A 21,175-nucleotide genomic window follows, 5' to 3' on the forward strand; every position below is an offset into this window, starting at 1 on the left:
AAAATCCCAACGCTTTTCAATTGCATCTTTATAGATTTCTCCCAACAGAATTTCCACTATCTGTTATCGAGTTGTTACCAATTGTTTAGTTTGTTTAGACTTGGTTTCCACAAAAGGTATTGAATTTGATTCAAAGTATACTTTGTACCATATTAAGAACATGAAAATAGTCCAGATTTTTCTTCCATTATTCGTCTTACCTTGATAATGGTCTTCAAGAAGCTGTAGTATTTTTTCCTGGTCGAAAAATGTTGATGCAGCAGTTCCTGTAAAATACTCCTTGATTTCTTGATAGTATTTGTCAGTGCGGATCCAATGACGAATGGGTACAGGAAAGCCGATTTTTTTACGGTTGGCTGATTTTTGGGGTAGAGACCTTCCAGCAGCCAAGCGAAAAGCATATTTTGTATCGATATGATTCACTCGATATTTAGTAGGAATTTTTGACGCAGTGGCCATTACTTCCCGATCTAGGAAAGGTACGCGCAATTCAATAGAATGTGCCATACTCATTTTGTCAGCTTTCAATAGAATATCATCAACTAGCCACAAGTGAAGATCAAGATATTGCATTTTGGTCAAATCATCTTCCTGTTTCACTTGGTCATAAATTGGCTTAACAATTTCTTCTACTTTTAAAGAATTTCTTAAGTAAGGTTTAACTATACTCACCGCTTCTTCTTCAGAAAATATTTTTGCCTGTCCAATAAACCAATCCTCAACAGGAAGTCCACCCTTGATCAAAAAGCTTTTGCCTTTCACCTCCGGAAGTCGCTTTGCAACGACGCCCAATTGTTTCCTAATAAGTAATGGGATTTTTTTGTATTTTTTTAATGCAGGAGCTGTGTCGTAATCAGCATAGCCTCCGAATAGTTCATCGGCACCCTCTCCTGAAAGAACAACCGTAACATGTTTGCTTGCCAATTCGGCCAGGAAATAAAGAGGAACAATGGATGGATTTGAATGTGGTTCATCCATCATATATTGAATCTCAGCCAACTTGCTAAAACAGGCATCAGGATCTAAAATTTCACTGATATTTTGAATTCCCAATTCATTCGACAATTCTTTGGCATTATCAATTTCAGAGAAGTTTTGATTACCAAAACCAACCGTAAATGTTTTATCTGGTTTCAAAACCGATGCCACATAACTGGAGTCTACACCACTCGACAGGAATGATCCTACTTTCACATCACTTATTTTATGGGCAATAACGGACTCGCGAACAACATCATCAATTTCATCCACCAATTTCACCAATGGCTGGTCACTCGGCTTGAATTGTGGCGTCCAATACCTATTTATTTGCAAATTGCCTTTCTCATAGATCATGTAATGGGCTGCTGGTAATTTATAAACGCCCTTAAAGAACGTCTCATTTAACACCGGATACTGGAAAGTTAAATACGGTTTCAATGCTTTTTCATTAAATTCTTTTTGGAAATGAGGATGTGGAATAAAACTTTTTATTTCCGAACCAAATAAAAGAGTCCCATTCATTTGAGAGTAATAAAATGGTTTAATGCCAAACATGTCACGTGCCGCAAAAAGTTTTTTCTCGCTACGATCCCAGATAACAAAAGCAAACATACCACGCAGTTTTGCTACCAAATCTTTGCCATATTCTTCGTACCCATGAATAAGCACTTCACTATCAGTATGTGTCAGAAAGTTATGTCCCTTGGCCACTAGATCGTCTCTCAGTTCCATAAAGTTATAAATTTCTCCATTGAAAATTAAGACAATGGATTGATCTTCATTATAAATTGGTTGACTCCCTGCTTCTAAATCAATAATACTTAATCTTCTAAAACCAAGAGCAGCGCCGTCTTCAACAAACTCCCCCGAAGAATCTGGACCACGATGGACAATTGTCTCCATCATTTCTGTTAACACATCAAACGCATTATTTGTTTCCCCAATAAATCCTGTGAATCCACACATTTTCAAGAACTCCTTTTACACAACATCCACTAAAACGATTTTAGTCAAACTAAATTCTTTTAATATCAATTGGAAGTTTTAAATTTTCTACTTTTTAAAGCTAGACTGTTGAGTCAATTCCCATTACAATAAAAGGAAAGATAAATAGTTCAGTATGATCAAATAGTTTTCTGGTAATTAACATTTCATCCATACAAACTCTGCTAATTTAATCCTAAATACCTTAATAAATTATTACATATATGTTAATAATAAGTATTATTGTAACATTTTATTGATTCTAAATATATGTAAAAATTTCGACTCCATTCGACATTTAGAGATTTTTTGTGGACCCTTTTTCACTAGACAAATCCCCTAACAATGGCGGAAAAGAAAATAAGCTAACCACCTACTTTTAATAGGCAGTTAGCTTATTTTCTTTTCCGATTTCTAGATTCTTTTTTTCTTAGATTCGTCTATTGATTATTCAAAACCTAATTTTTCTATACGTTCACTAAGTCCATCTATCCTTGCATGATATTTACGGGTTCCTAAAATCCATATTCACCGTTATAATTAGGGGCACTAAACATCATTAACTTGTCTTTAAATGAAAAGAGCTGATAAAATTTTGAACTTTTTTGGTAATAATCACACTGTACCGTTAAAATCCACGTTCTATTATGGATGGTATATTGTGTTTATAGGGAGTCTAGGTGCATTTTTCTCTGGACCTGGTCAAACGTATTTTATTTCTGTATTTATCGATCAATACATTAGAGATTTCGATTGGAGTCGTTCTCAAGTTTCAACGATTTACTCGGCAGCTACGCTTGTATCAGCTGTTTGCATGTTTTTCATGGGAAGATTAATTGATAAATTTGGTCAACGTAATATGATGGTTATTGTTTCCATCATGTTGGCGCTTGCTTGTTTTTTTAATAGTACTGTCAACAATTTAATCATGTTGTTCTTTGGAATTTTGATGTTACGATTATTTGGACAAGGCTCTATGACTCTTATTCCTAACACATTAATCCCTCAATGGTTTATGACAAAAAGAGGAAGAGCTCTTAGTTATATGGCTATAGGTGGATTTGCTAGTTCTGCTATTTTCCCACCGCTAAATGTTTGGCTTGTTAGTGCTATTGGTTGGGAAAATACATGGATTCTTTGGGGAGTTACCATATTAATCGTCTTTACCCCACTCGCTTACTTTTTAGTTAGAAATACACCAGAGCAAGTAGGTTTAGAACCCGATGGCTACATAACACCGATTAGAAGTAAGGCACAAGAAAATGATCCGAGTTTCACGAAAAAAGTCGAAAGTGATTGGACTTTTAAAGAAGCAATTCGCACAAAAGCTTTTTGGTTCATTTTATCTTGTGTCGGAATCCCTGCGCTTGTTAATACAGCCATCACATTCCATCTGATCTCTATATTTAATCAAAATGATTTAGGTGCTGGAGTTGCGGCATTGGTTCTTGCTGGAATGGCCCTTGTCGGATTTCCTGTGACACTTGTAGCTGGTAGATTATTGGACCGAGTTAAAGTCAATATAATTTTGGCAGGAATTTTTGTTTTAGAGATTGTCCTCCTAATGATGCTTCAAATAACCAATACTATTTTCATGGCTGTACTTTTTGCTTTAGTTTGGGGAATCAGCAATGGATTTGAACGAATCGCGTTATCCTATGTGTGGCCAAGTTACTTTGGTCGAGCTGCTCTAGGTAGTATTCAAGGACTCGCAACGTCTGTGATGGTATTTGGCTCAGCCATTGGTCCACTTCCCTTCGGCATTGCCTTTGATATTTTCGGTGGTTATAAGGAAATCATCTGGATTTCACTCATATTCCCTATTATAGGAATCATAAGTTCACTACTTGCAAAACAACCTGAAAAGAAAAAGGTCGTTTGATATAAGTAAAAGGTCACAACTCATTGAGCTGTGCCCTTTTTTATATGAAAGTCATTAACCTTATTAATCCAATTTTTTTCTTTTCCAATCAAAAATGCTATTTCTACCATAGAAATTTTTAAAGTGTACTAGTTTTAAAAGCAGATTTTAATATCATCCATATTAATATTTACCAATTAATGGACCACATACGTAACTAAGCCTTTTGCATTTGCATATAGGGCTGCTTTTGTTCTATCAGTTAGATCAAGTTTTGCGAATACTTGACTCACATGTTTTTTTACGGTGTATTCGGTAATATGCAAGATCTCTGAAATTTCTTTATTTGAAAGGCCTTTGCCAATTTCAATTAATACTTCCTTTTCCTTAGGAGTTAATTGTTTTAAATGTCCATCCTCATCATATGAATCTCTTGATTTCATTATCAGATCAAGAACCCCTGGATCATAATATTTTCGTCCTATGTTTATAATTTGCAATGCATGCAAGAGCTCTTCAGGTAATGCTTCTTTTAATACATAGCCTTGAACACCTATTTCTTTCGCTCGATTAAAGTCTGCCTTTTCCATTGACGATGTTAACACCACAAACTTACAAGTTGCTCCTTGTCTAATTGCATCAATTATTAGATCTAAACCCGACTCACTTCCTAATCGGAGATCTACTAACGCTAAATCAGGTTTAGTCGTACTAAAAAGAATTAGTGCCTCGCTACTATTCGTTGCTTCCCCAAGAATCTCCATTGATTCTTCTAACGAAAGTAAGGAGGTTAGTCCTCTTCTAACTAGTGGATGATCATCAATAATAATTACTTTCATTATCCAACCACCTCATGCTCCTTTAGATTTTTTATTATTGGAATTTCGATTTGTATACGTGTTCCTAAACCATGTATTCCTTCTATTGATATTGTTCCAGAAAGAGAACTTATAATACTTCGCATATTAATAAGACCCATGCCTTTTTCCTTGTCGTCTTCATCATATTTAGAATTTATTCCTATGCCATCATCGTGGATTGTTAATATTGTTTTCTCAATTAATATCGATAAACTTAGTTTAATAACATTACACTTCCCATGGCGAACTGCATTTCCACAAGCTTCACAAATAATTCGATAAAGCTCTTTCTTTATCTTATTTGTAATTAAAGATTCATCTCCAGTTATATGGTAGTCTATATTAATGTCATTTAACTTGGAATAATCATTCAAATATCTTTTTACACGGATAATAAATGGCTGCTCACCTTTCTTTACAGAGCTTAGACTGTAAATAGCTGCCCTTAGTTCTTTCATTGTAGTATTTGCGGATTGTGATAGGAATAAATACTCTTGATTCAGTTCTTCCCTTGTACTATTTTGGTTTTTCACCTGTAGACTGTGTAACGAATAAACAATTCCGAATAATCTTTGTGAAACACTGTCGTGAATTTCATTAGCGATACGATTCTGTTCTTCAATTACAATCATCTGCTCCATCATTTGATCTATGTGTATTTTCTCAAGCATGATTTCACTAAGTTCAGCTAAAAACTCAAAAGTACGGCCTAATAAGAATGTATTTTCAACTTCACTAGAGTTGGATACCTTAACACCTAGAACGCCAATATAAATCGGAGTTCTAATTATAGTCATCCAATATAATTCATTGTTAATAGTACTTATAAATGGTTCTTTATTTTTTCGAATATTATGCCATTCAATCCTTAGATCGGTTTCTAAATATTTATTAGTTGTTATATTAGAAATATGACTATTTTGATGATTTAGATCAGTTAACCAAAAGAATGCTTCATCTACCGTTGTGTATTTAACTAAATATTTAGTTATTTCATTCGTTACCTTTTCAGGGGTCTTTTTCGAAGAAAAGTTATCCATAAGGTGGTAAAGGGACATGATATGCTCTAATGTTTCTTGATACTTGTAATTCGATTCAGTCAATTGACAATTAACTTGTAAAAGTTCCATTTTTTGAATTTTTAGTATGCTTGCTTTTAAATCTAACTCTTTTGTTAAACCTGAAAATAATCTTGCTAATATTGTTGCTAGTAAACACGCTAGATAAAAATATGATTTCTCTTCTAAAATCATGACTATATTGTCTATTCTGAATAATTGATAGGTAATTAATGTAGCACTACTAAGGTAAAAGAATAATGTCCCCCAGCAAAATAATGATGTCAAAAAACTCGCTGCTACTAGTACGGGATTTAGTGCATACCAAATAAATGGACTAGAAATACCACCTGTAGGAATAAGTAACAAAGTTAAACCAATTGTTTCAGTCAACACAATCACTTTTAAGATTTTATTATTTTCTATATATCTTCTCTGTAAATCAGTTAAGATCCAGGCCGCAATCCCCAATGACACAACGACTCCTATTTTAAAAATAACTGGTGATTGAGGATCCAACAAGTAAAAAAAGGAAGTTATTAGTAGAGAAATATATCTGTATAAAAATACTAACCGCATCTTATCGGAAGGATTCCTACTTAGAAAACGATAAAATTGATTAACTGTTTGCATATGCCTGATCTTTTCCTGCACCTATTTTTTGATACAAATAGTCCCCATCAATAATAAAATATAATGCTTTTTCATCTTGTTGAACTCTACTGAAGAATACTGGAAGCTCTTTTTCATCAGCAATCTTTATTGCAGATTCGATAGAAAAAAGAGTAATCATTGATTTCTGCGCACTATTTATTTTCTGTGACACAGGAATAATTCTACTTCCATACTTTTTATTATTAATTATTTGGTGTTCTGATTTATTCTTTAATTTAACCCTATCAACTTTTATTGTCATTGCTGTATTATTTATAACAGAAAAATTTTTACCTACCCCATAAGATATTGACATAAGAGCACTTTCCTCCGAGACAATAGATAATGTTGCAGTATTCTTTATTTTAGCATTTGTAAAACTGGTGCTATGGAAAAGTAAAAATGATATGGATATTAAAAGGACTGATAGTGAAAAAAACAGTTTCAACACGTCTCCTCCCCAATTCATAATAAAAGCCCAATTAATTAGGACAAAATGTCCAAATTTAATTAGGCCGGTTGCACCAACAACTCCATACGTCCCAGGTGCCCATATAAAGGATGTACTTCATAGTTTCCAATATACATATTTAAATTACTAACTTTAATTATTATATTATTCCGAATATTTAGCGATGTCAATGATAATGTCGAATTATGTATTATTATATTTATTCAATAGATTAATTAATTAGAGTAATAGAGACATACACAGAATCTCCATTTATTATTCTACCTAATTAGAACTCATCGTTTTTGTCATTCTATTTGAATAAGTTGGGTATATCTTACATGATAAACGAATATTTTATTGTGAATTTATCGCCTCTAGTATTTCTTTCAAATTGTTCTTAGTTAACAGGTCCCCAATCTTTCTTTTAATTAATCTAAAAAGGACAATCCAATGGATAAACCACCAATTCTTCATTTTTCATTAACTTAATCTATATCCGCTTCAGATTCTACAATAATAGATCCCATTAATACTTCTTGTGAACCTGCTTGTCCATTTGGGATATTAATTTTCACAGCTATATTTCTGATGTTTTGCATTCCTGAACCAGACTCTTTGCTAACTTTGTCAATTACTAAAGCATCTCCTCTTGTACCCCAAGCAGGATTACTAACCGTACTTTGAGATACTGTTCCAAATGTCATATATTTTGCATATGGTCCTTTCGCGCGAACGGTTACTTTAATTGTTTCAGCTGATTTATTTCTTACAGTAAACAATGGATTCCATTGATATTCACTATTAGGCTCTAGCCCGTAAAATTTTGCAGTAGAACTATCTCTATCAACGCCCATACCAAATTGAAAGTATATCTCTCCATCTTTCACAATAGCGGTTTTGTCTTTTGCACCAACTATACTCTGCCAGCTCCAAGGTGTATTAGCATCAAGAGTTAATAATGCTTCATTTGTATTAACAACCTTCAAATCGGTAGCACTTACTACAGTTGCCATATTATTAGACATTGACGCCATCACACTTGACATGACTAACAGGAATACAACTATTAGTAATCCTTTTTTAATCTTCACTTCTAAAATCCTCCTAAATTTTTTTCGGATTGTCACCGTTTAATTAAAGTATAGGAGAATGTATTATTGTTAACCACACGCAAAAGTGTTCTCTTTTGAAATCATTTGTCTACTACATCATTCATCGTTGTTTCTACGAATGTTTAGAGAAGGTATACCTTTGTACCAAATCAATTCTACTTTAGAGGGCTTTTTTTGGTATGGAATTTACAATGAATTAGAGAGGAGGAGGGATTCTCTGAAAGTAGTTACAAAGATAAAACGTTCCAAACTTGTAAAAATAGTTTTCGCAGTACTACACTTATCATCACTAGCTTTAATCACATCACAAACTGAAGCGCAGCGAAAACCAAACCAATTTATTCTTCACATTATGTGTTTCGATGAGGTGTTTTTGTGGGGAAAATTGGGCGAATGGGATTAAAACAATTTGAACAGGAATAAACAGAGTTCAACGGGATTAAACACCTCGTGAACAGGATAAAAATGGTGGGAAAGCAATTTACGCAGTATATATCCGCTCATAACAAAGAAACAAATCCGAATCGGTGTGCTCACTGAGTAATCTCAACTATTTTGATTTCCCTCTTAGAAAATCGTTTAAATTCAATTTTAACGGTATACAAAAAAACCAGCAACGAGCTTCGATGCTGAGTTTTCTAAATATATATATCTATTCAGTTGTTCCATAAAAATAAATACCTAACAATAGAAAAAACCCATCAACTATATCAATTGATGGAATTCTTATGGTTTATATGTGGTTGTTTTTCATCAATAATATTATTCTTATGAGTATCTTCAAACATGTCTCTAGTAATGAAATTGATTATCACCCTATTAATTCATTAGCTCTTTCATCCATTTTTCTGATTCCTTAGTCAACGCGGTCCAATCTTTATTAAAGATGTAGCTTTTCTTCAAAAGCGCGCTACCAGCTCCGACTGCAATGGCACCTGCTTCAATGTAAGAACGTGCATTGGCTAAATCGATTCCTCCGGTAACCATGATGGGGATGTGAGCAAGTGGACCTTGTACATCTTTTACAAACCCAGGGCCTACAGAGGCTGCTGGGAAAAGTTTGACCGCTGTTGCGCCTAGGTCATATGCACGCATCATTTCACTTGGTGAATATACACCTGGGATGACTGGAATTCCTTGTTCCACGGCGTACGTGACGACTTGTTCGTTCAATACAGGAGCAACGACAAATTGAGCACCAGCATCGATTGCCCGGCTGCAATCTTCAATTGTCAAAACCGTTCCAGCTCCGACAAGTGCATGACTTCCAAACTCATCCACAGTTTTCCGAATAATTTCTGATGCACGCTCAGTTTCCATTGTGATCTCTACAGTACTTACGCCGCCTTCAATGAGAGCTTTGACGATAAATGAACTGTCTTCAAAGCGAATTTTTCGTAAAACTGGGACAAGTGGACTTTTATTCAAATGTTCTAACATGGTGGCACCTACCTTTCGATTATTTCTCGCTTGCCCAGAAAATTTTCGACGTCTTCTAAATATGGCAGTCCTTCATTGTCTCCATTAACTTGAACGACCATAGCCCCTATCGCATTAGCGAATACTAATCGTTCTACTAACGGCCATTCTTGTAACAATCCATACAAATAACCAGAGTCAAAACCGTCACCCGCTCCTACTGTATCAACCACTTTTGCTACCTTAACACCGGGAACATGTAGCCATTTTCCATTAACTAAAGCAAATGCTCCGTTTTGCCCATCTTTCATTACAACTTCTCTAAAATTGAAGCGTCCTAGTTGTGCCAAAATTTCTTGCTCATCCTTCGTATCACATAATAGTTCCAACTCTTCTTTTGAGACTAAGAGATGATCGACAAAAGGTAAGTATGTCAAGATAGTTTCTCTTGCCTCTTCTTTTGACCACAATCTTAACCGAATGTTTGGATCAAATGATACAATCACACCGTTTTCTTTTGCAATTTCTAATGCCCTTAATGTTATCGCACGGTTTTGTTCCAAAATAGCACAGAACACCCCGGTCAAATGTAAAACCTTTGCTTGGCGAATATAATCAAAAGGTAGTAGTTCAGGTGTTAATGTTTCAGTTGGTGAAGGTACACGATAGTAAAACGTACGACCTTCTCCAGATTCTTGTACTTCCTTAAAATTCAATGAAGTGGCATAACCGTCCATTAAGTGGACTTCTGAAATATCGACACCTTCACCGCGAACTGTATTCACGATATGTCGCCCAAATTCATCTTTTCCTAAGCGGCTAATCCAACCTGCTTGGAGGCCCAGCCTTGCACATCCAAGCATCACGTTTAATTCTGCTCCGCCAATCTTACGCTCAAATGTATTCACAAACCTTAAAGGGCCTTTGGTTCCGGGATCGAATGTAATCATTCCATCCCCAATCGTTACAACATCCATTTTCTCAACTTCTTCCTTCAACTAATTTTTAAGCAATGATGAACGAATAGGTGTGAAAACATCTATAATGGTACACGCTTCAATAACCTTAACTTGATGTGGTACATTCGAAGGCATGAAAAGTGTATCCCCTGTTGAAAGTACATTCACTTTTCCATCCAACGTAAATTCTAATTTCCCAGTTTCAATATAACTTACTTGTTCTTCTACATGTTGATCTAGTTCGCCTTGAAATCCTTCCGGCAATTCTACTTTTACTAACATAATCGAACCTTCTGCGACTAATATATTTCGTTTCAATATTTTATCTCCTTTATTGTCCGAGTAAATTTGGTATCCACATCGAAATTGCTGGAATGTATGCAACAACAAATAGTACAGCCAAGACAATTAGCATATAAGGTACAACTGCCACGACTGAACGTTCAATACTTAAGTCCCCAATCTTCGCTGCCAGTAATAAACATAATCCATAAGGTGGTGTAATGAGACCAATTGCCAATGTGATAACTATAATTAATCCTAAATGTATTGGATCCATACCAAATGCCAGTGAAGTAGGCAAAATTATTGGTACAAATAAAATCATAGCTGGAATGGCATCCATAAACGTTCCTATGAATAAAAAGAAAGCAATGAGAATCAGAATAAATAACCACTTGCTTCCGATATTGTTTGTAAAGAAATCTTGAGCAATGGTAGACACTCTAAAATAACTCAACAATTCGCCAAGTGCACTCGCTGCAGCTAAAGCGAAAATAGATAACGAACTGAGGGCTAGCGTATCCATCAGTATTTTAGGCAAATCTCTTATCTTAATCGTCTTATAAATAAATACCCCGATGATGAAAGTATAGAGAGAGGCAATTGCTGCCGCTTCTGTTGCAGTAAATAGCCCTGAAATGATTCCACCAATAATAATGATTGGTGTGAGCAATGCTGGAAGTGACTGAACAAAAAGTTTGAAAAACGCCTGGAAAGTTGCACGTTTTGCTTTTGGATAACCTTTTCTTACGGCAAGGAAGTAGACAAATACCATCATACTAACACCAACTAAAATGCCTGGAATTATTCCAGCTAAGAACAGTGCTCCTACTGAAACATTCGTTAGCCCAGCAAAAATAATCATTGGGATACTAGGGGGGATAATGACCCCAATAGTAGATGATGCCGCGGTTACAGCAACTGCCGTTTCCGTGTCGTATCCTTGTTTTTTCATATTAGGAATCAATATCTTTCCGACACCTGCAGTATCTGCTTGTGCCGCTCCGGAAACTCCTGCAAACATCATCGAAACAAGAATATTAGCTTGAGCTAAACCGCCACGGATATGACCGACCATTGTAAGCGCTAAATCAATGAGTTTTTGAGAGACTTTCCCGTGATTCATTAAATTTGCTGCCAAAATGAATAGAGGTACTGCGAGCAGTACAAAGGAATCGATTCCGTTCAACATTTTCATAGGCATTGTTACTTCAGGAATATGTGATACCGACATTATTCCTGTTAATGCAATAATTCCGATTACAAAAGCAATAGGAACACCAATGATCATTAGAATGAGAAACAATAAAACCAATATAATTCCAATCATAAGCTCACCTTCTCTCTAAGCAGTGCTACGTTTTTCAAGATGTGATTTATAGAATATATGGACATAGTTACACCCATTACCGGGATGGACAGCCAAATGTATCCCATTTTTAAACCTGGAAATGCCAACCAGTTATAGTCCCAAAATGTAGTAACTGCTTGGAAGCCGTAAAATGCAAGACTTAAAGCAAACAGCAGGATGATTGCATCAATAATGACCAATAAAACCGCACGTTTTTTCCCTTCAAGTTTACGAGAGAAATAATCAAAACTGAAATGTTCTTTTCTATTTACCATAACCGAAGCCCCCATAAATATGGCCCAGATAAAGGAATAGTTCGCTACCTCTTCAGTCCAAATCACAGAAATACCTAGATAACGCGTTGCGATTTGTATCAAAATCGTGATAAAAAATAGACTTAAAAACAGCACACCAACTGTCATTTGTATTTTTTCAAGCATTCTAACCATACTGTCCACCCCTATTGTTAACGATTATTTACGTAGGCTGTTGATTTGTTCAACAATTTCTTCTGCACCGATATCTACTGCCAATTTATCTTGAATAGGAATCGCAAGTTCTTGGAATTTAGTCGTATCGATTTCATTCACAACGGCACCTTCGTCGATTGCTTTTTGTTTATATTCTTCTTCTTGTGCATAGACTGCTTCACGCTCAGCTTCTACAGATGCTGTAGCTGCTTCTAACAAAGCTTCTTTTTGTTCATCAGTCATAGCATCAAATTTCTTGCCGTTTACTAGCATTAAGCGAGTTGTATAATCATGTGCTGTTTCAGAAATGAACTTACCATTTTTCGTTTTGTGATGGTTTTGTTGAACAAAGTATGGATAAGCATTCTCAGATGAATCCACTACATTTTGTTGAAGTGCTTGATAAAGCTCACCCCATGCAACAGACGTTGGTACTGCTCCAGCTTGTGTCCAGTAATCCGACACGACGCCAGATGTTTGAGTACGGATAGATAAACCTTTCAAATCGTCCATCGATTCAATCGGTTTCTTTCCGTAGTAATGACGCACACCAGCTGACCAATATCCAACTAATTTAAAATCATTGTTAGATTTCTCGTTAATCAGCTCCGCCATTTGGTCTCCAACTTCACCATCAACAACTGATTCCCAGTGCTCATAGCTTTCAAATAGATAAGGTAGTGCTAATAGATCAACTTCTTTTACACCAGTTTGAGACATAAATCCTGGTGACACGACAATGACATCAGCTGCACCTAATTTTAGCTTTTCAACAAGTTCAGACTCTTCTGTTCCAAGTGTACCTGCATGAACTTCTACCTCTATATTTGCGTTGGAGTCTTCAAGAACTTCCTCAAACTTTAATAATCCAGTTTGATATGGATTGTCAGGTGAAGTTTGGTTATGAGCAGCAAGAATTTTTAAGCTTTCCCCATCACTTGATCCTTCTGTTTTGCTATCTCCACAACCGGCAAGAATTGCAGATAACCCCATTGTTACTGCTGCTACAAAAATTAATTTTTTCATTTTCCATTTCCCCTTTGCTATTCCATATTTGTGTGTTTATTTTTCATTTCTTCAAATGACATAGAATCAGACGCCTTTTCCAATGTATAGATAATAATACTATCCAGTAAGAGATGAACTGATTGATCAAACTGATTACCTAGCGGTTGAATCGTATCTGGTTCATTACTCTTGCGATACTTTGTTGCAGCTGGTACATGTAGAACATTTTGACAATCCTTACTAACCTTAGCTTCACGATTAGTTGTGACAAGTGCAAGAACTGCCTCTTTTTTCTTTATGGTTTCTACTAAACTTGTAATCATGGCTGATGAACCAGAACCAGAGATGACGACAAGCAAATCATCTTTCTGAATGCTCGGTGTTGTGGTCTCCCCGACGACATAAACCGAAAACCCTCCGTGCATTAATCGCATAGCAAACGCTTTTCCCATTAATCCCGACCGACCTTCACCGAAAACAAAAATGTTTTTTGCCTGGACTAGTAACTCAGATAGCTCAATTGCTTCCGTTTCATTTACATGAGCTAATACGGTTTTGATTTCTTGTGTAACGGTTTCAAGTATGTTCCTCAAAACTGTGTCACCCCCTCTTGTATTTCTTTTGCGGCTACAGCTGGATTCTCATGACCTGTGATAGCGCTTCCAACAATCACGACTGAAGGTTGTTGTTTCATGAGTAACGGTAATAGATCGCGATTGATACCACCAGATACAACAAGTTGGAAATCCGAAATATGATTGGTTAATTGGAAATGTTGTGCACCCCATTCCACATCCTTTTGCAAATCAATGCCGATATGAATATTAAACATTCGTACCCCAAGACGATGGAGCTCTTCGACCCTTGCATAATCAGTTACTCCGAGTAAATCAACCATCAACTGTTGACCATATTGATTGGCGACAACTAACATATCTTCGATCGTTTGATTATTGGCAAAAGCCATAACGGTCGTAATATGTGCACCTGCTTCAAAAGCTTGTTTTGCTTCATGCTTACCGGCATCGCAAGTCTTCATATCAGCAACAATCTTTTTATTTGGATAGCGTTCGCTCATTTCACGGACAATCGACATTCCGTATTCTTTAATAACACCCGTTCCTACTTCAATAAAGTCGATATAGGACTCAGTCTGCTCGACTATTTCAAAACACTTTTCTTTAGTAAGTCGGTCAAGCGCCAATTGAATTTTCGTCATATACAATCCCCTCCCTAGCAAGAATCTCTTTCAATTAACACTGGTTGAAATAAGTAAATATGTTCTTCTTCTTTAAAATCACCTTTGATTTTTTCAAGTAATAGTTCAGCTGCTTTTTTTCCCATTTCAAAAGCAGGCTGTGCAACGACAGTTAATGCCGGATTGTATAAATTCCCAAATGAAACATCATCTATACTAATCAGTGCAAAGTCTTTCGGAATCACAATATGATGTTCTTTCACGTAGTTCAAGATTTCTAGAAGTGCTAAGTCATTTCCTGCAATAATTGCATCAACTGGCTTGCTAGTAAGTAACTCACCAAGACTTGACTTTAATTGACCAAGATCTCTACTGACAATATAACCTTCATCTATCGGCAATTGATGGAGTGAGGTAAGTTCCTTGAATACCCTAACCCGTTCCTGTCGAGGGAATACTCTGTGAAGCGCATTGGTCATTAAAGCTATTTTTTTATAGCCCTTTTCCACTAAATGTTCTACAGCCATTTTGACGGCTTGTTCATTATCAAGAAGAACTGAGGAAATTTTAAGATCAGGAATCTTTCGATCAAGAAATACAACCGGATAATTTGTTTTCACCATTTCTTCATAGAGTTCAAGATTTTCCCCCGTTGGAAAAACAATTAAGCCATCTACTTGTTTATCACGCAGCATCTGAATATAGCGTTCTTCTTTTTCAGGGTTATCGTCTGCGTTACAAACAATAACGTGAAAATCCAAAGAATTGCAATAATCTTCAATAGAGCGGATAACCTGTGTTGAGAAAGCATGTAAAATATTCGATACAATCACACCTATCGTAAAAGTGGACTTTTGTTTTAAGCTACGGGCCACACTATTTGGACGATAGTTCAGTTCTTTAATTGCCTCTTCAATACGGATCTTCGTACTCTCTGACATAAACTTATATCGTTTATTTACATATTGCGAAATAGTACTCTTGGATACTCCGGCATAGGCAGCAACATCAGCCATCGTTACTTTATTCATTTTTTTACCCCCAGCGGAATTTTAGTAAATCGGTTTAGTAAATCGGTTTAGTAGAAGTATAAATGAAAGCGATTCCAAAATCAACACTAAATTTTCTGGTAATTAGATTTTTTTTTGTGGGCATGGAATTCTCACAGAACAACTGAATTTGAACGGGGGTAAATCCATTTTAACAGGAATAAAATGGTGGAACGTTCCTCCACATCGATATCTGATACGTCAAAAATGGATTTGAGCTATAAAATATTTGAACATGCAAATCGACGGAACTGCATTTCGTCCGTTATCGAGACACTATTTATGTTTCAGTTCTTCGAGCACAAAAGAAAAGTCAACGAGTTCATTGATTTGGTGTAGCATATTATTTTCTGGCACAACGATATCGGAAATCGTCATAAATGGGCTTAGGCTTAAAGATTCTTGATCGGAAATAATTGGGACACTACTTGAAATTAGTGCACTTATTATACAACAAAAAGAAGCAATCCCTTCCTCGCCAAATTGAGGAAAGAATTGCTTGTTTAGATTGAAAAGCCGGCACATTCTGTTAGTTTTTGAACAGATAAAGGAACTTACTTCTTTAGATGAAAGAAAATATATATACAAGTGATTGCAGTGGAAGGCGGCGACTCCGGCGGGAAAAGCGAGACAGACGAGACCCCACAGGTAACGAATTGTGCACAATTCGTTTGCGACGAGTAACCGCAGGAGCAAGGGTTTTCTAGCGGACGAGGAGGCTTGCGCTTGCCCCGCGGAAAGCGTCCGCATGAAACGGAAATCACCTATACTCCCTATCGCTAGACTTTTCTATATAACTAGTTATGAGTAGCATTATCACCCCGCTGATAACAATACTATAACCACCACATATCAGCCGGTTGTTCTTTAATCACTACTGATTTTAAATTGGATACTGCACGCTGGAATCCTTCTTCGATGCTCATGATTGGGTCTTCGTGTTCGATGCTGACAACATAATCATAGCCATAGGTGCGAAGGGCACTTATAATGTCTGACCATTCTTGAACGGAATGTCCACAACCTACTGAACGAAAGCTCCATGCACGTGTGCGGATATTATTGTAAGGTTGCATGTCTGTCAGACCATACATATTTACATTGTCTTGGTCGATATACGTATCTTTTGCATGGAAATGATGGATTGCATTTTCTTTTCCAAGAATTTTGATGGCTCCAACAGGGTCAATTCCTTGCCACCATAAGTGACTTGGATCAAGGTTTGCACCAATGTATTCATTCGTCGCTTCACGAAGTTTCAACAATGTATATGGTGTATGCACGGAGAAACCACCGTGCAATTCAAGACCAATCTTCACGTTAGCTTGTTTAGCAATTTCCGCTATTTCACTCCAATAAGGAATTAGTTTCTGTTCCCATTGCCAAGCTAAAATATCTCCGTATTCATTTGGCCATGGTGCAACAGGCCAGTTTGGATGTTTGGCATCCTCGTCTGCACCTGGAGTTCCAGAGAATGTGTTGACAACTGGAACACCCATTAGTTGGGCCAATTTAATGCTTTTTCGCAACGCTTCATCGCCATCTTTTGCTAAAGTTGGATCTGGACTAACCGGATTTCCATGACAGCTAAATGCACTGATTGTTAATCCGCGAGAAATAATAGCATCCAAATACTCATTACGTTTTCCTTCATCTTCTAACAGTTCATCAATTGGACAGTGATCCGTTCCAGGATAGCCACCAGTTCCAATCTCAACTGCATCTAAGCCTGATGCTTTTACATAATCAAGCATTTCTTCAAATGGTTTTTGGGCAAATAACACTGTAAATACGCCTAATTTCACGTCCAATTCCCCCTTATGTGAATGAAACTGCTTTTCCAGTTTCGCTGCTTTGATAAATAGCCTCTATTACTTTGGAAACAATAAGTGCTTCTTGAGGCTTAACAAGAGGAGTTTGACGTCCTTTACAACTTTCAATAAAATTAATGGCTTGTGAGATTCCAGGATTATCTTCATCTGAAATCCAATACGCTTGTTGATCTAAAAGCATTCCGTACTTTGATTGATAGAGCTTTAATGGAAACACATCAAGCCCACCACTTGTACCTGATATACTAACTCCTTCAATATCATCCGCCAAATTTGCTGCCCATGATGTTTCAAATAATAGCGTAGCACCATCTTTAAATTTAATATACGCCGTCGCATGGTCATCTACTTCAAATGTCGTATGGTCAAACTTACCCCATTGATTCACCACATCCGGTTGACGGCTTAACTCATTGTATGTTGCTCCTGAAACTTCTGCAATCTCAGGGAAATCCATTAAATGAAGTGCTAAATCTAGGAAGTGACAACCAAAATCGATTAAACTGCCGCCACCTTGTAGATCTTTATTGGTAAAAACGCCCCAACCTGGTACTTTTCGTCTTCGAATCGCTTGCGCACGAGAAACAAGCGGACGACCAATTTCGCCTTCATCGATAAATCTTTTCGCAGCACGCGCTTCTTTCATGTAGCGATAGTGGTAAGCAATCATTAACACTTTTCCCGCAGCATCAGCTGCTTCGATCATCGCTTCACATTCTTTTGAAGTCATGGCCATTGGCTTTTCACATAACACATGCTTTCCTGCATTTAAAGCGGCAATCGCAATCTCTGCGTGAAATTTATTTGGCGTACATATTGTCACGGCATCAACATGTTCAAAAAGCTTCGTATATTGTGATGTGTAAAAAGGGATTGAGAATTCGGCTGCAACTGACTGTGCTCGCTCCTGAATCACATCACAAACGGCGGTTACCTCAACATGGTCGCTTAACTTCAGAAAGGAGGGAAGATGCCTTGAAACGGCAATTCCTCCAACTCCTATAAGTCCGACTCTCAGTTTTTCCATCTTCATCACCTATAACTTCACAATTTTTTTCGTATCATTTGATTCTAATGCACCTAAGATCACGAGCAATGATTTCTTGCCTTCTTCTCCACTAATTAAAGGCGGGTTGCCAGTCAAAATTGATTCAATAAAATGATTAATGACGCCAGTTGTAATTTGACCGCCCTCTTCATTTGATTGAATTTGTCCAAGGCTAAACTCTTCTTTCGTGCCGTCATTTTTATGGTAAACAACCGAATAATTTTCGTCGTCTTCTAAGCGTAAAACACCATTTTCAGTGTAAATTACAGTTGAATTATCTTCTTTTCCATTATAAGACCAGCTAGCTGCAAGTGTCCCAATGATGCCACTTTGTGTTTTCAAAATAAGCACCGCATTGTCATCTACGTCCGCATCTATTTTTGAACTTGTTTCAAGCATTGCAGCAACTTCAACCATTTCTTCACCTAGAATATAGCGTAGTAAATCGATTTTGTGTATACCGAGGTCGCCCATAGCACCAATAAACGCTTCATTTTTATTAAAGAACCAGCTGCTTTTACCGTCTGCACTCCATGCTTCTGGTCCAGGATGACCAAAAGCGGTTCTGAAGCTGTATATTTTACCGAGCTTCCCTGTTGCAATCCAATCTCTTGCTTGTTGATGAGATTCAACAAAACGTTGGTTGTGACCGATCATAAGCGTTTTGCCACTATTTTTTGCTGCTTCAATCATTTGATTTGCTTCTAGTTCACTTGTCGCCATTGGTTTTTCGCAAAGAACATGCTTGCCTGCTTCTAGTGCAGCAACTGTAATTGGCGCGTGTAAATAGTTAGGTGTACAAACACTTACTGCATCAAGATCTTCTTTTAACAGATCGTGATAATTTGTAAATATTTTAGTAACACCGTATAGTTCACCTACTTCTTTTGCTCTTGCTTCATTAATATCACAAACTGCGACAAGTTCAACCTGATCATTTCCAGCGTATTCTACTAAATGACGATATTTCGCAATGCTACCAGTTCCAATTACACCGACTTTTAATTTTGCCATAATGTATTATTCCTCCTTGTAGCCTTCAAGCTTTTCTAGTGGCTTTGCATTTCCATAGACAGGGTAGTCACGATTTGTTGGCGTAGCCCATTTCACAGCATTACCTATGACTTTTTGTATTTGTTTATTATAGTAAGTTGGATGTGTTTCATGTCCAGGACGGAAATAGAAAATCTTACCGTTCCCACGTTTAAAGGTTGCCCCACTTCGGAACACTTCCCCACCTTGGAACCAACTAATGAATACGAGTTCATCTGGTGCTGGGATATCAAAGTGTTCGCCGTACATTTCCTCTTCTTCGATTTCAATGTATTCGCCAATACCTTGAGCGATAGGATGACTTGGATCGACAACCCACAGACGTTCTTTTTCCTTTGCTTCACGCCATTTTAAATCGCAGCCAGTACCCATTAGTTTCTTGAAAATTTTCGAGAAATGAGCAGAGTGAAGGACAATGAGTCCCATGCCTTCCCATACGCGTTTTTGAACTTTCTCAACAATTTCATCGCTTACTTCATCATGTGCAAGATGTCCCCACCATAGAAGTACATCTGTATTATTTAATACATCATCAGTTAGGCCGTGTTGTGGTTCGTCCAAAGTTGCCGTTTTAACATCGAAGCCTTGCTCGCCTAGTGCAGTAGCTAAAACTTGATGTATTCCGTCTGGATATATGTTGCGAACCTCTTCGTGTTGTTGTTCATGACGATATTCATTCCATACTGTAACTTTCATTTATGACACTCCTTTACTCTTTTACTGAGCCAGATGTTAGTCCGGAAACTATTCTTCTTTGGAAAATCAATACAAGTATAACAATTGGGATGGTCACAATGACAGTTGCAGCTGATATATCACCCCATGGAATTGAAAATTGACTTTGGTAGAACGAAATTCCAACTGGCACTGTACGCCACGAATCTTCTGTGTTGATGGTTAAAGCAAATAAATATTCATTCCACGCTGCAATGAAAACAAGAATTGCAGTTGTAAATATACCAGGTGCCGCAAGCGGGAAAATAATTTTACGGAATGTTTGAAAAGGTGTTGCTCCATCAAGTTTTGCCGATTCTTCAAGCTCCCAAGGTATCTTTTGGAAGAATGTTGCCAGAATCCAGATAGCAAGTGGCAAACTAATGGTGATGTAGGGAATTACGAGCCCCATATAGCTATTACGAAGTCCGATTGCCGTAATAAAGTTATAGATAGGTGAAATAATCGCAATTTGCGGGAACATGGATGATGCTAAAATTATACCTAATATGAGCCCTTTAAATTTAATTGGGAGTCGAGTCAGTGCATATGCTGCAATGGAAGCGAATCCGATCGCGATAATCGTCGTTAAGCTAGAAACGATAAAGCTATTAAACATATAGCGAACCAAAGGTCGATTCGTTAATGCATTAATGTATGAATCTATTGAGGGACTTGATGTAAACCAGTTAAAATTATTGAAAATTTCACCCGGAGGTTTGATCGACGTGAGGAAGACCCAGATAAAAGGGAACATCACGAAAAACACAAACACAACGAGAAAAATGTAAAAACCGATTCCTGGACGCTTGTTCATCTTAGTTCCTC

Annotated in this window: 20 protein-coding genes, 1 pseudogene and 1 riboswitch; of the genes and pseudogenes, 1 reads left to right on the top strand and 20 read right to left on the bottom strand. The window is 36.9% G+C overall.

What is annotated here, in order from left to right:
• Positions 1–63: 63 nt before the first annotated feature.
• The gene (gene asnB / locus E2636_RS12180) at positions 64–1,947 is read right to left on the bottom strand and encodes an asparagine synthase (glutamine-hydrolyzing) (RefSeq protein WP_134210431.1); all 1,884 of its coding nucleotides are present in this window, start codon (positions 1,945–1,947) and stop codon (positions 64–66) included.
• A 592-nt stretch (positions 1,948–2,539) separates the two neighbouring features.
• On the opposite strand from asnB, the gene E2636_RS12185 reads away from it, so the two are divergent.
• The gene (locus tag E2636_RS12185) at positions 2,540–3,847 is read left to right on the top strand and encodes an MFS transporter (RefSeq protein ID WP_134210432.1); all 1,308 of its coding nucleotides are present in this window, start codon (positions 2,540–2,542) and stop codon (positions 3,845–3,847) included.
• Between the two features lie 176 nt (positions 3,848–4,023).
• Here E2636_RS12185 and E2636_RS12190 read toward each other — a convergent pair whose 3' ends face one another.
• From E2636_RS12190 to E2636_RS12280, 19 genes and pseudogenes are all read right to left on the bottom strand, one after another.
• Positions 4,024–4,665, bottom strand: a complete 642-nt coding sequence (locus E2636_RS12190; protein ID WP_134210433.1) for a response regulator — start codon at positions 4,663–4,665, stop codon at positions 4,024–4,026.
• Positions 4,665–6,377 carry a sensor histidine kinase gene (locus E2636_RS12195; protein WP_134210434.1) on the bottom strand — a complete coding sequence of 571 codons (1,713 nt, stop codon included), beginning with the start codon at positions 6,375–6,377 and terminating at the stop codon, positions 4,665–4,667. The genes E2636_RS12190 and E2636_RS12195 overlap by 1 nt, the downstream gene beginning before the upstream one ends.
• Positions 6,364–6,846, bottom strand: coding sequence for a DUF5305 family protein (locus E2636_RS12200; RefSeq protein WP_134210435.1), 483 nt, complete (start codon positions 6,844–6,846; stop codon positions 6,364–6,366). The genes E2636_RS12195 and E2636_RS12200 overlap by 14 nt, the downstream gene beginning before the upstream one ends.
• Before the next feature lie 56 nt (positions 6,847–6,902).
• A riboswitch (cyclic di-GMP riboswitch) is annotated at positions 6,903–6,986 on the bottom strand.
• 351 nt (positions 6,987–7,337) lie between these two features.
• Complete coding sequence (locus tag E2636_RS12205) at positions 7,338–7,943, bottom strand: hypothetical protein (RefSeq protein ID WP_134210436.1); 606 nt, start codon at positions 7,941–7,943, stop codon at positions 7,338–7,340.
• Positions 7,944–8,783: 840 nt separating this feature from the next.
• Positions 8,784–9,404, bottom strand: a complete 621-nt coding sequence (locus tag E2636_RS12210) for a bifunctional 4-hydroxy-2-oxoglutarate aldolase/2-dehydro-3-deoxy-phosphogluconate aldolase (RefSeq protein WP_134210437.1) — start codon at positions 9,402–9,404, stop codon at positions 8,784–8,786.
• 8 nt (positions 9,405–9,412) lie between these two features.
• Positions 9,413–10,360 carry a sugar kinase gene (locus E2636_RS12215; protein WP_134210438.1) on the bottom strand — a complete coding sequence of 316 codons (948 nt, stop codon included), beginning with the start codon at positions 10,358–10,360 and terminating at the stop codon, positions 9,413–9,415.
• Positions 10,361–10,381: 21 nt separating this feature from the next.
• Complete coding sequence (locus E2636_RS12220; protein ID WP_134210439.1) at positions 10,382–10,660, bottom strand: cupin domain-containing protein; 279 nt, start codon at positions 10,658–10,660, stop codon at positions 10,382–10,384.
• Positions 10,661–10,673: 13 nt separating this feature from the next.
• A complete protein-coding gene (locus E2636_RS12225) occupies positions 10,674–11,954 on the bottom strand; it encodes a TRAP transporter large permease (protein ID WP_134210440.1) in 1,281 nt (426 codons plus the stop codon).
• Positions 11,951–12,424, bottom strand: a complete 474-nt coding sequence (locus E2636_RS12230; protein ID WP_134210441.1) for a TRAP transporter small permease — start codon at positions 12,422–12,424, stop codon at positions 11,951–11,953. Before E2636_RS12230 ends, E2636_RS12225 begins: the two co-directional genes overlap by 4 nt.
• A gap of 24 nt (positions 12,425–12,448) precedes the next feature.
• The gene (locus E2636_RS12235; protein WP_134210442.1) at positions 12,449–13,471 is read right to left on the bottom strand and encodes a TRAP transporter substrate-binding protein; all 1,023 of its coding nucleotides are present in this window, start codon (positions 13,469–13,471) and stop codon (positions 12,449–12,451) included.
• A gap of 17 nt (positions 13,472–13,488) precedes the next feature.
• Entirely contained in the window at positions 13,489–14,046 is a 558-nt protein-coding gene (gene hxlB / locus E2636_RS12240) for a 6-phospho-3-hexuloisomerase (protein ID WP_134210443.1), read from the bottom strand.
• Positions 14,043–14,672, bottom strand: a complete 630-nt coding sequence (hxlA, locus tag E2636_RS12245) for a 3-hexulose-6-phosphate synthase (protein ID WP_134210444.1) — start codon at positions 14,670–14,672, stop codon at positions 14,043–14,045. Before hxlA ends, hxlB begins: the two co-directional genes overlap by 4 nt.
• A 14-nt stretch (positions 14,673–14,686) precedes the next feature.
• Complete coding sequence (locus E2636_RS12250) at positions 14,687–15,682, bottom strand: LacI family DNA-binding transcriptional regulator (RefSeq protein ID WP_134210445.1); 996 nt, start codon at positions 15,680–15,682, stop codon at positions 14,687–14,689.
• 188 nt (positions 15,683–15,870) lie between these two features.
• Positions 15,871–16,117 (bottom strand): annotated as a pseudogene (locus E2636_RS12255) (IS5/IS1182 family transposase); the annotation flags it as partial.
• Positions 16,118–16,536: 419 nt separating this feature from the next.
• The gene (locus tag E2636_RS12260) at positions 16,537–17,505 is read right to left on the bottom strand and encodes a sugar phosphate isomerase/epimerase family protein (protein WP_134210446.1); all 969 of its coding nucleotides are present in this window, start codon (positions 17,503–17,505) and stop codon (positions 16,537–16,539) included.
• A 13-nt stretch (positions 17,506–17,518) separates the two neighbouring features.
• The gene (locus E2636_RS12265; protein WP_134210447.1) at positions 17,519–18,559 is read right to left on the bottom strand and encodes a Gfo/Idh/MocA family protein; all 1,041 of its coding nucleotides are present in this window, start codon (positions 18,557–18,559) and stop codon (positions 17,519–17,521) included.
• A gap of 9 nt (positions 18,560–18,568) precedes the next feature.
• Positions 18,569–19,594 carry a Gfo/Idh/MocA family protein gene (locus E2636_RS12270; protein WP_134210448.1) on the bottom strand — a complete coding sequence of 342 codons (1,026 nt, stop codon included), beginning with the start codon at positions 19,592–19,594 and terminating at the stop codon, positions 18,569–18,571.
• Between the two features lie 6 nt (positions 19,595–19,600).
• A complete protein-coding gene (locus E2636_RS12275) occupies positions 19,601–20,329 on the bottom strand; it encodes a ThuA domain-containing protein (RefSeq protein WP_134210449.1) in 729 nt (242 codons plus the stop codon).
• A 13-nt stretch (positions 20,330–20,342) separates the two neighbouring features.
• Entirely contained in the window at positions 20,343–21,164 is an 822-nt protein-coding gene (locus E2636_RS12280) for a carbohydrate ABC transporter permease (RefSeq protein WP_134210450.1), read from the bottom strand.
• Positions 21,165–21,175: the final 11 nt, after the last annotated feature.

Source organism: Paenisporosarcina antarctica (assembly GCF_004367585.1).
GTDB lineage: Bacteria > Bacillota > Bacilli > Bacillales_A > Planococcaceae > Paenisporosarcina > Paenisporosarcina antarctica.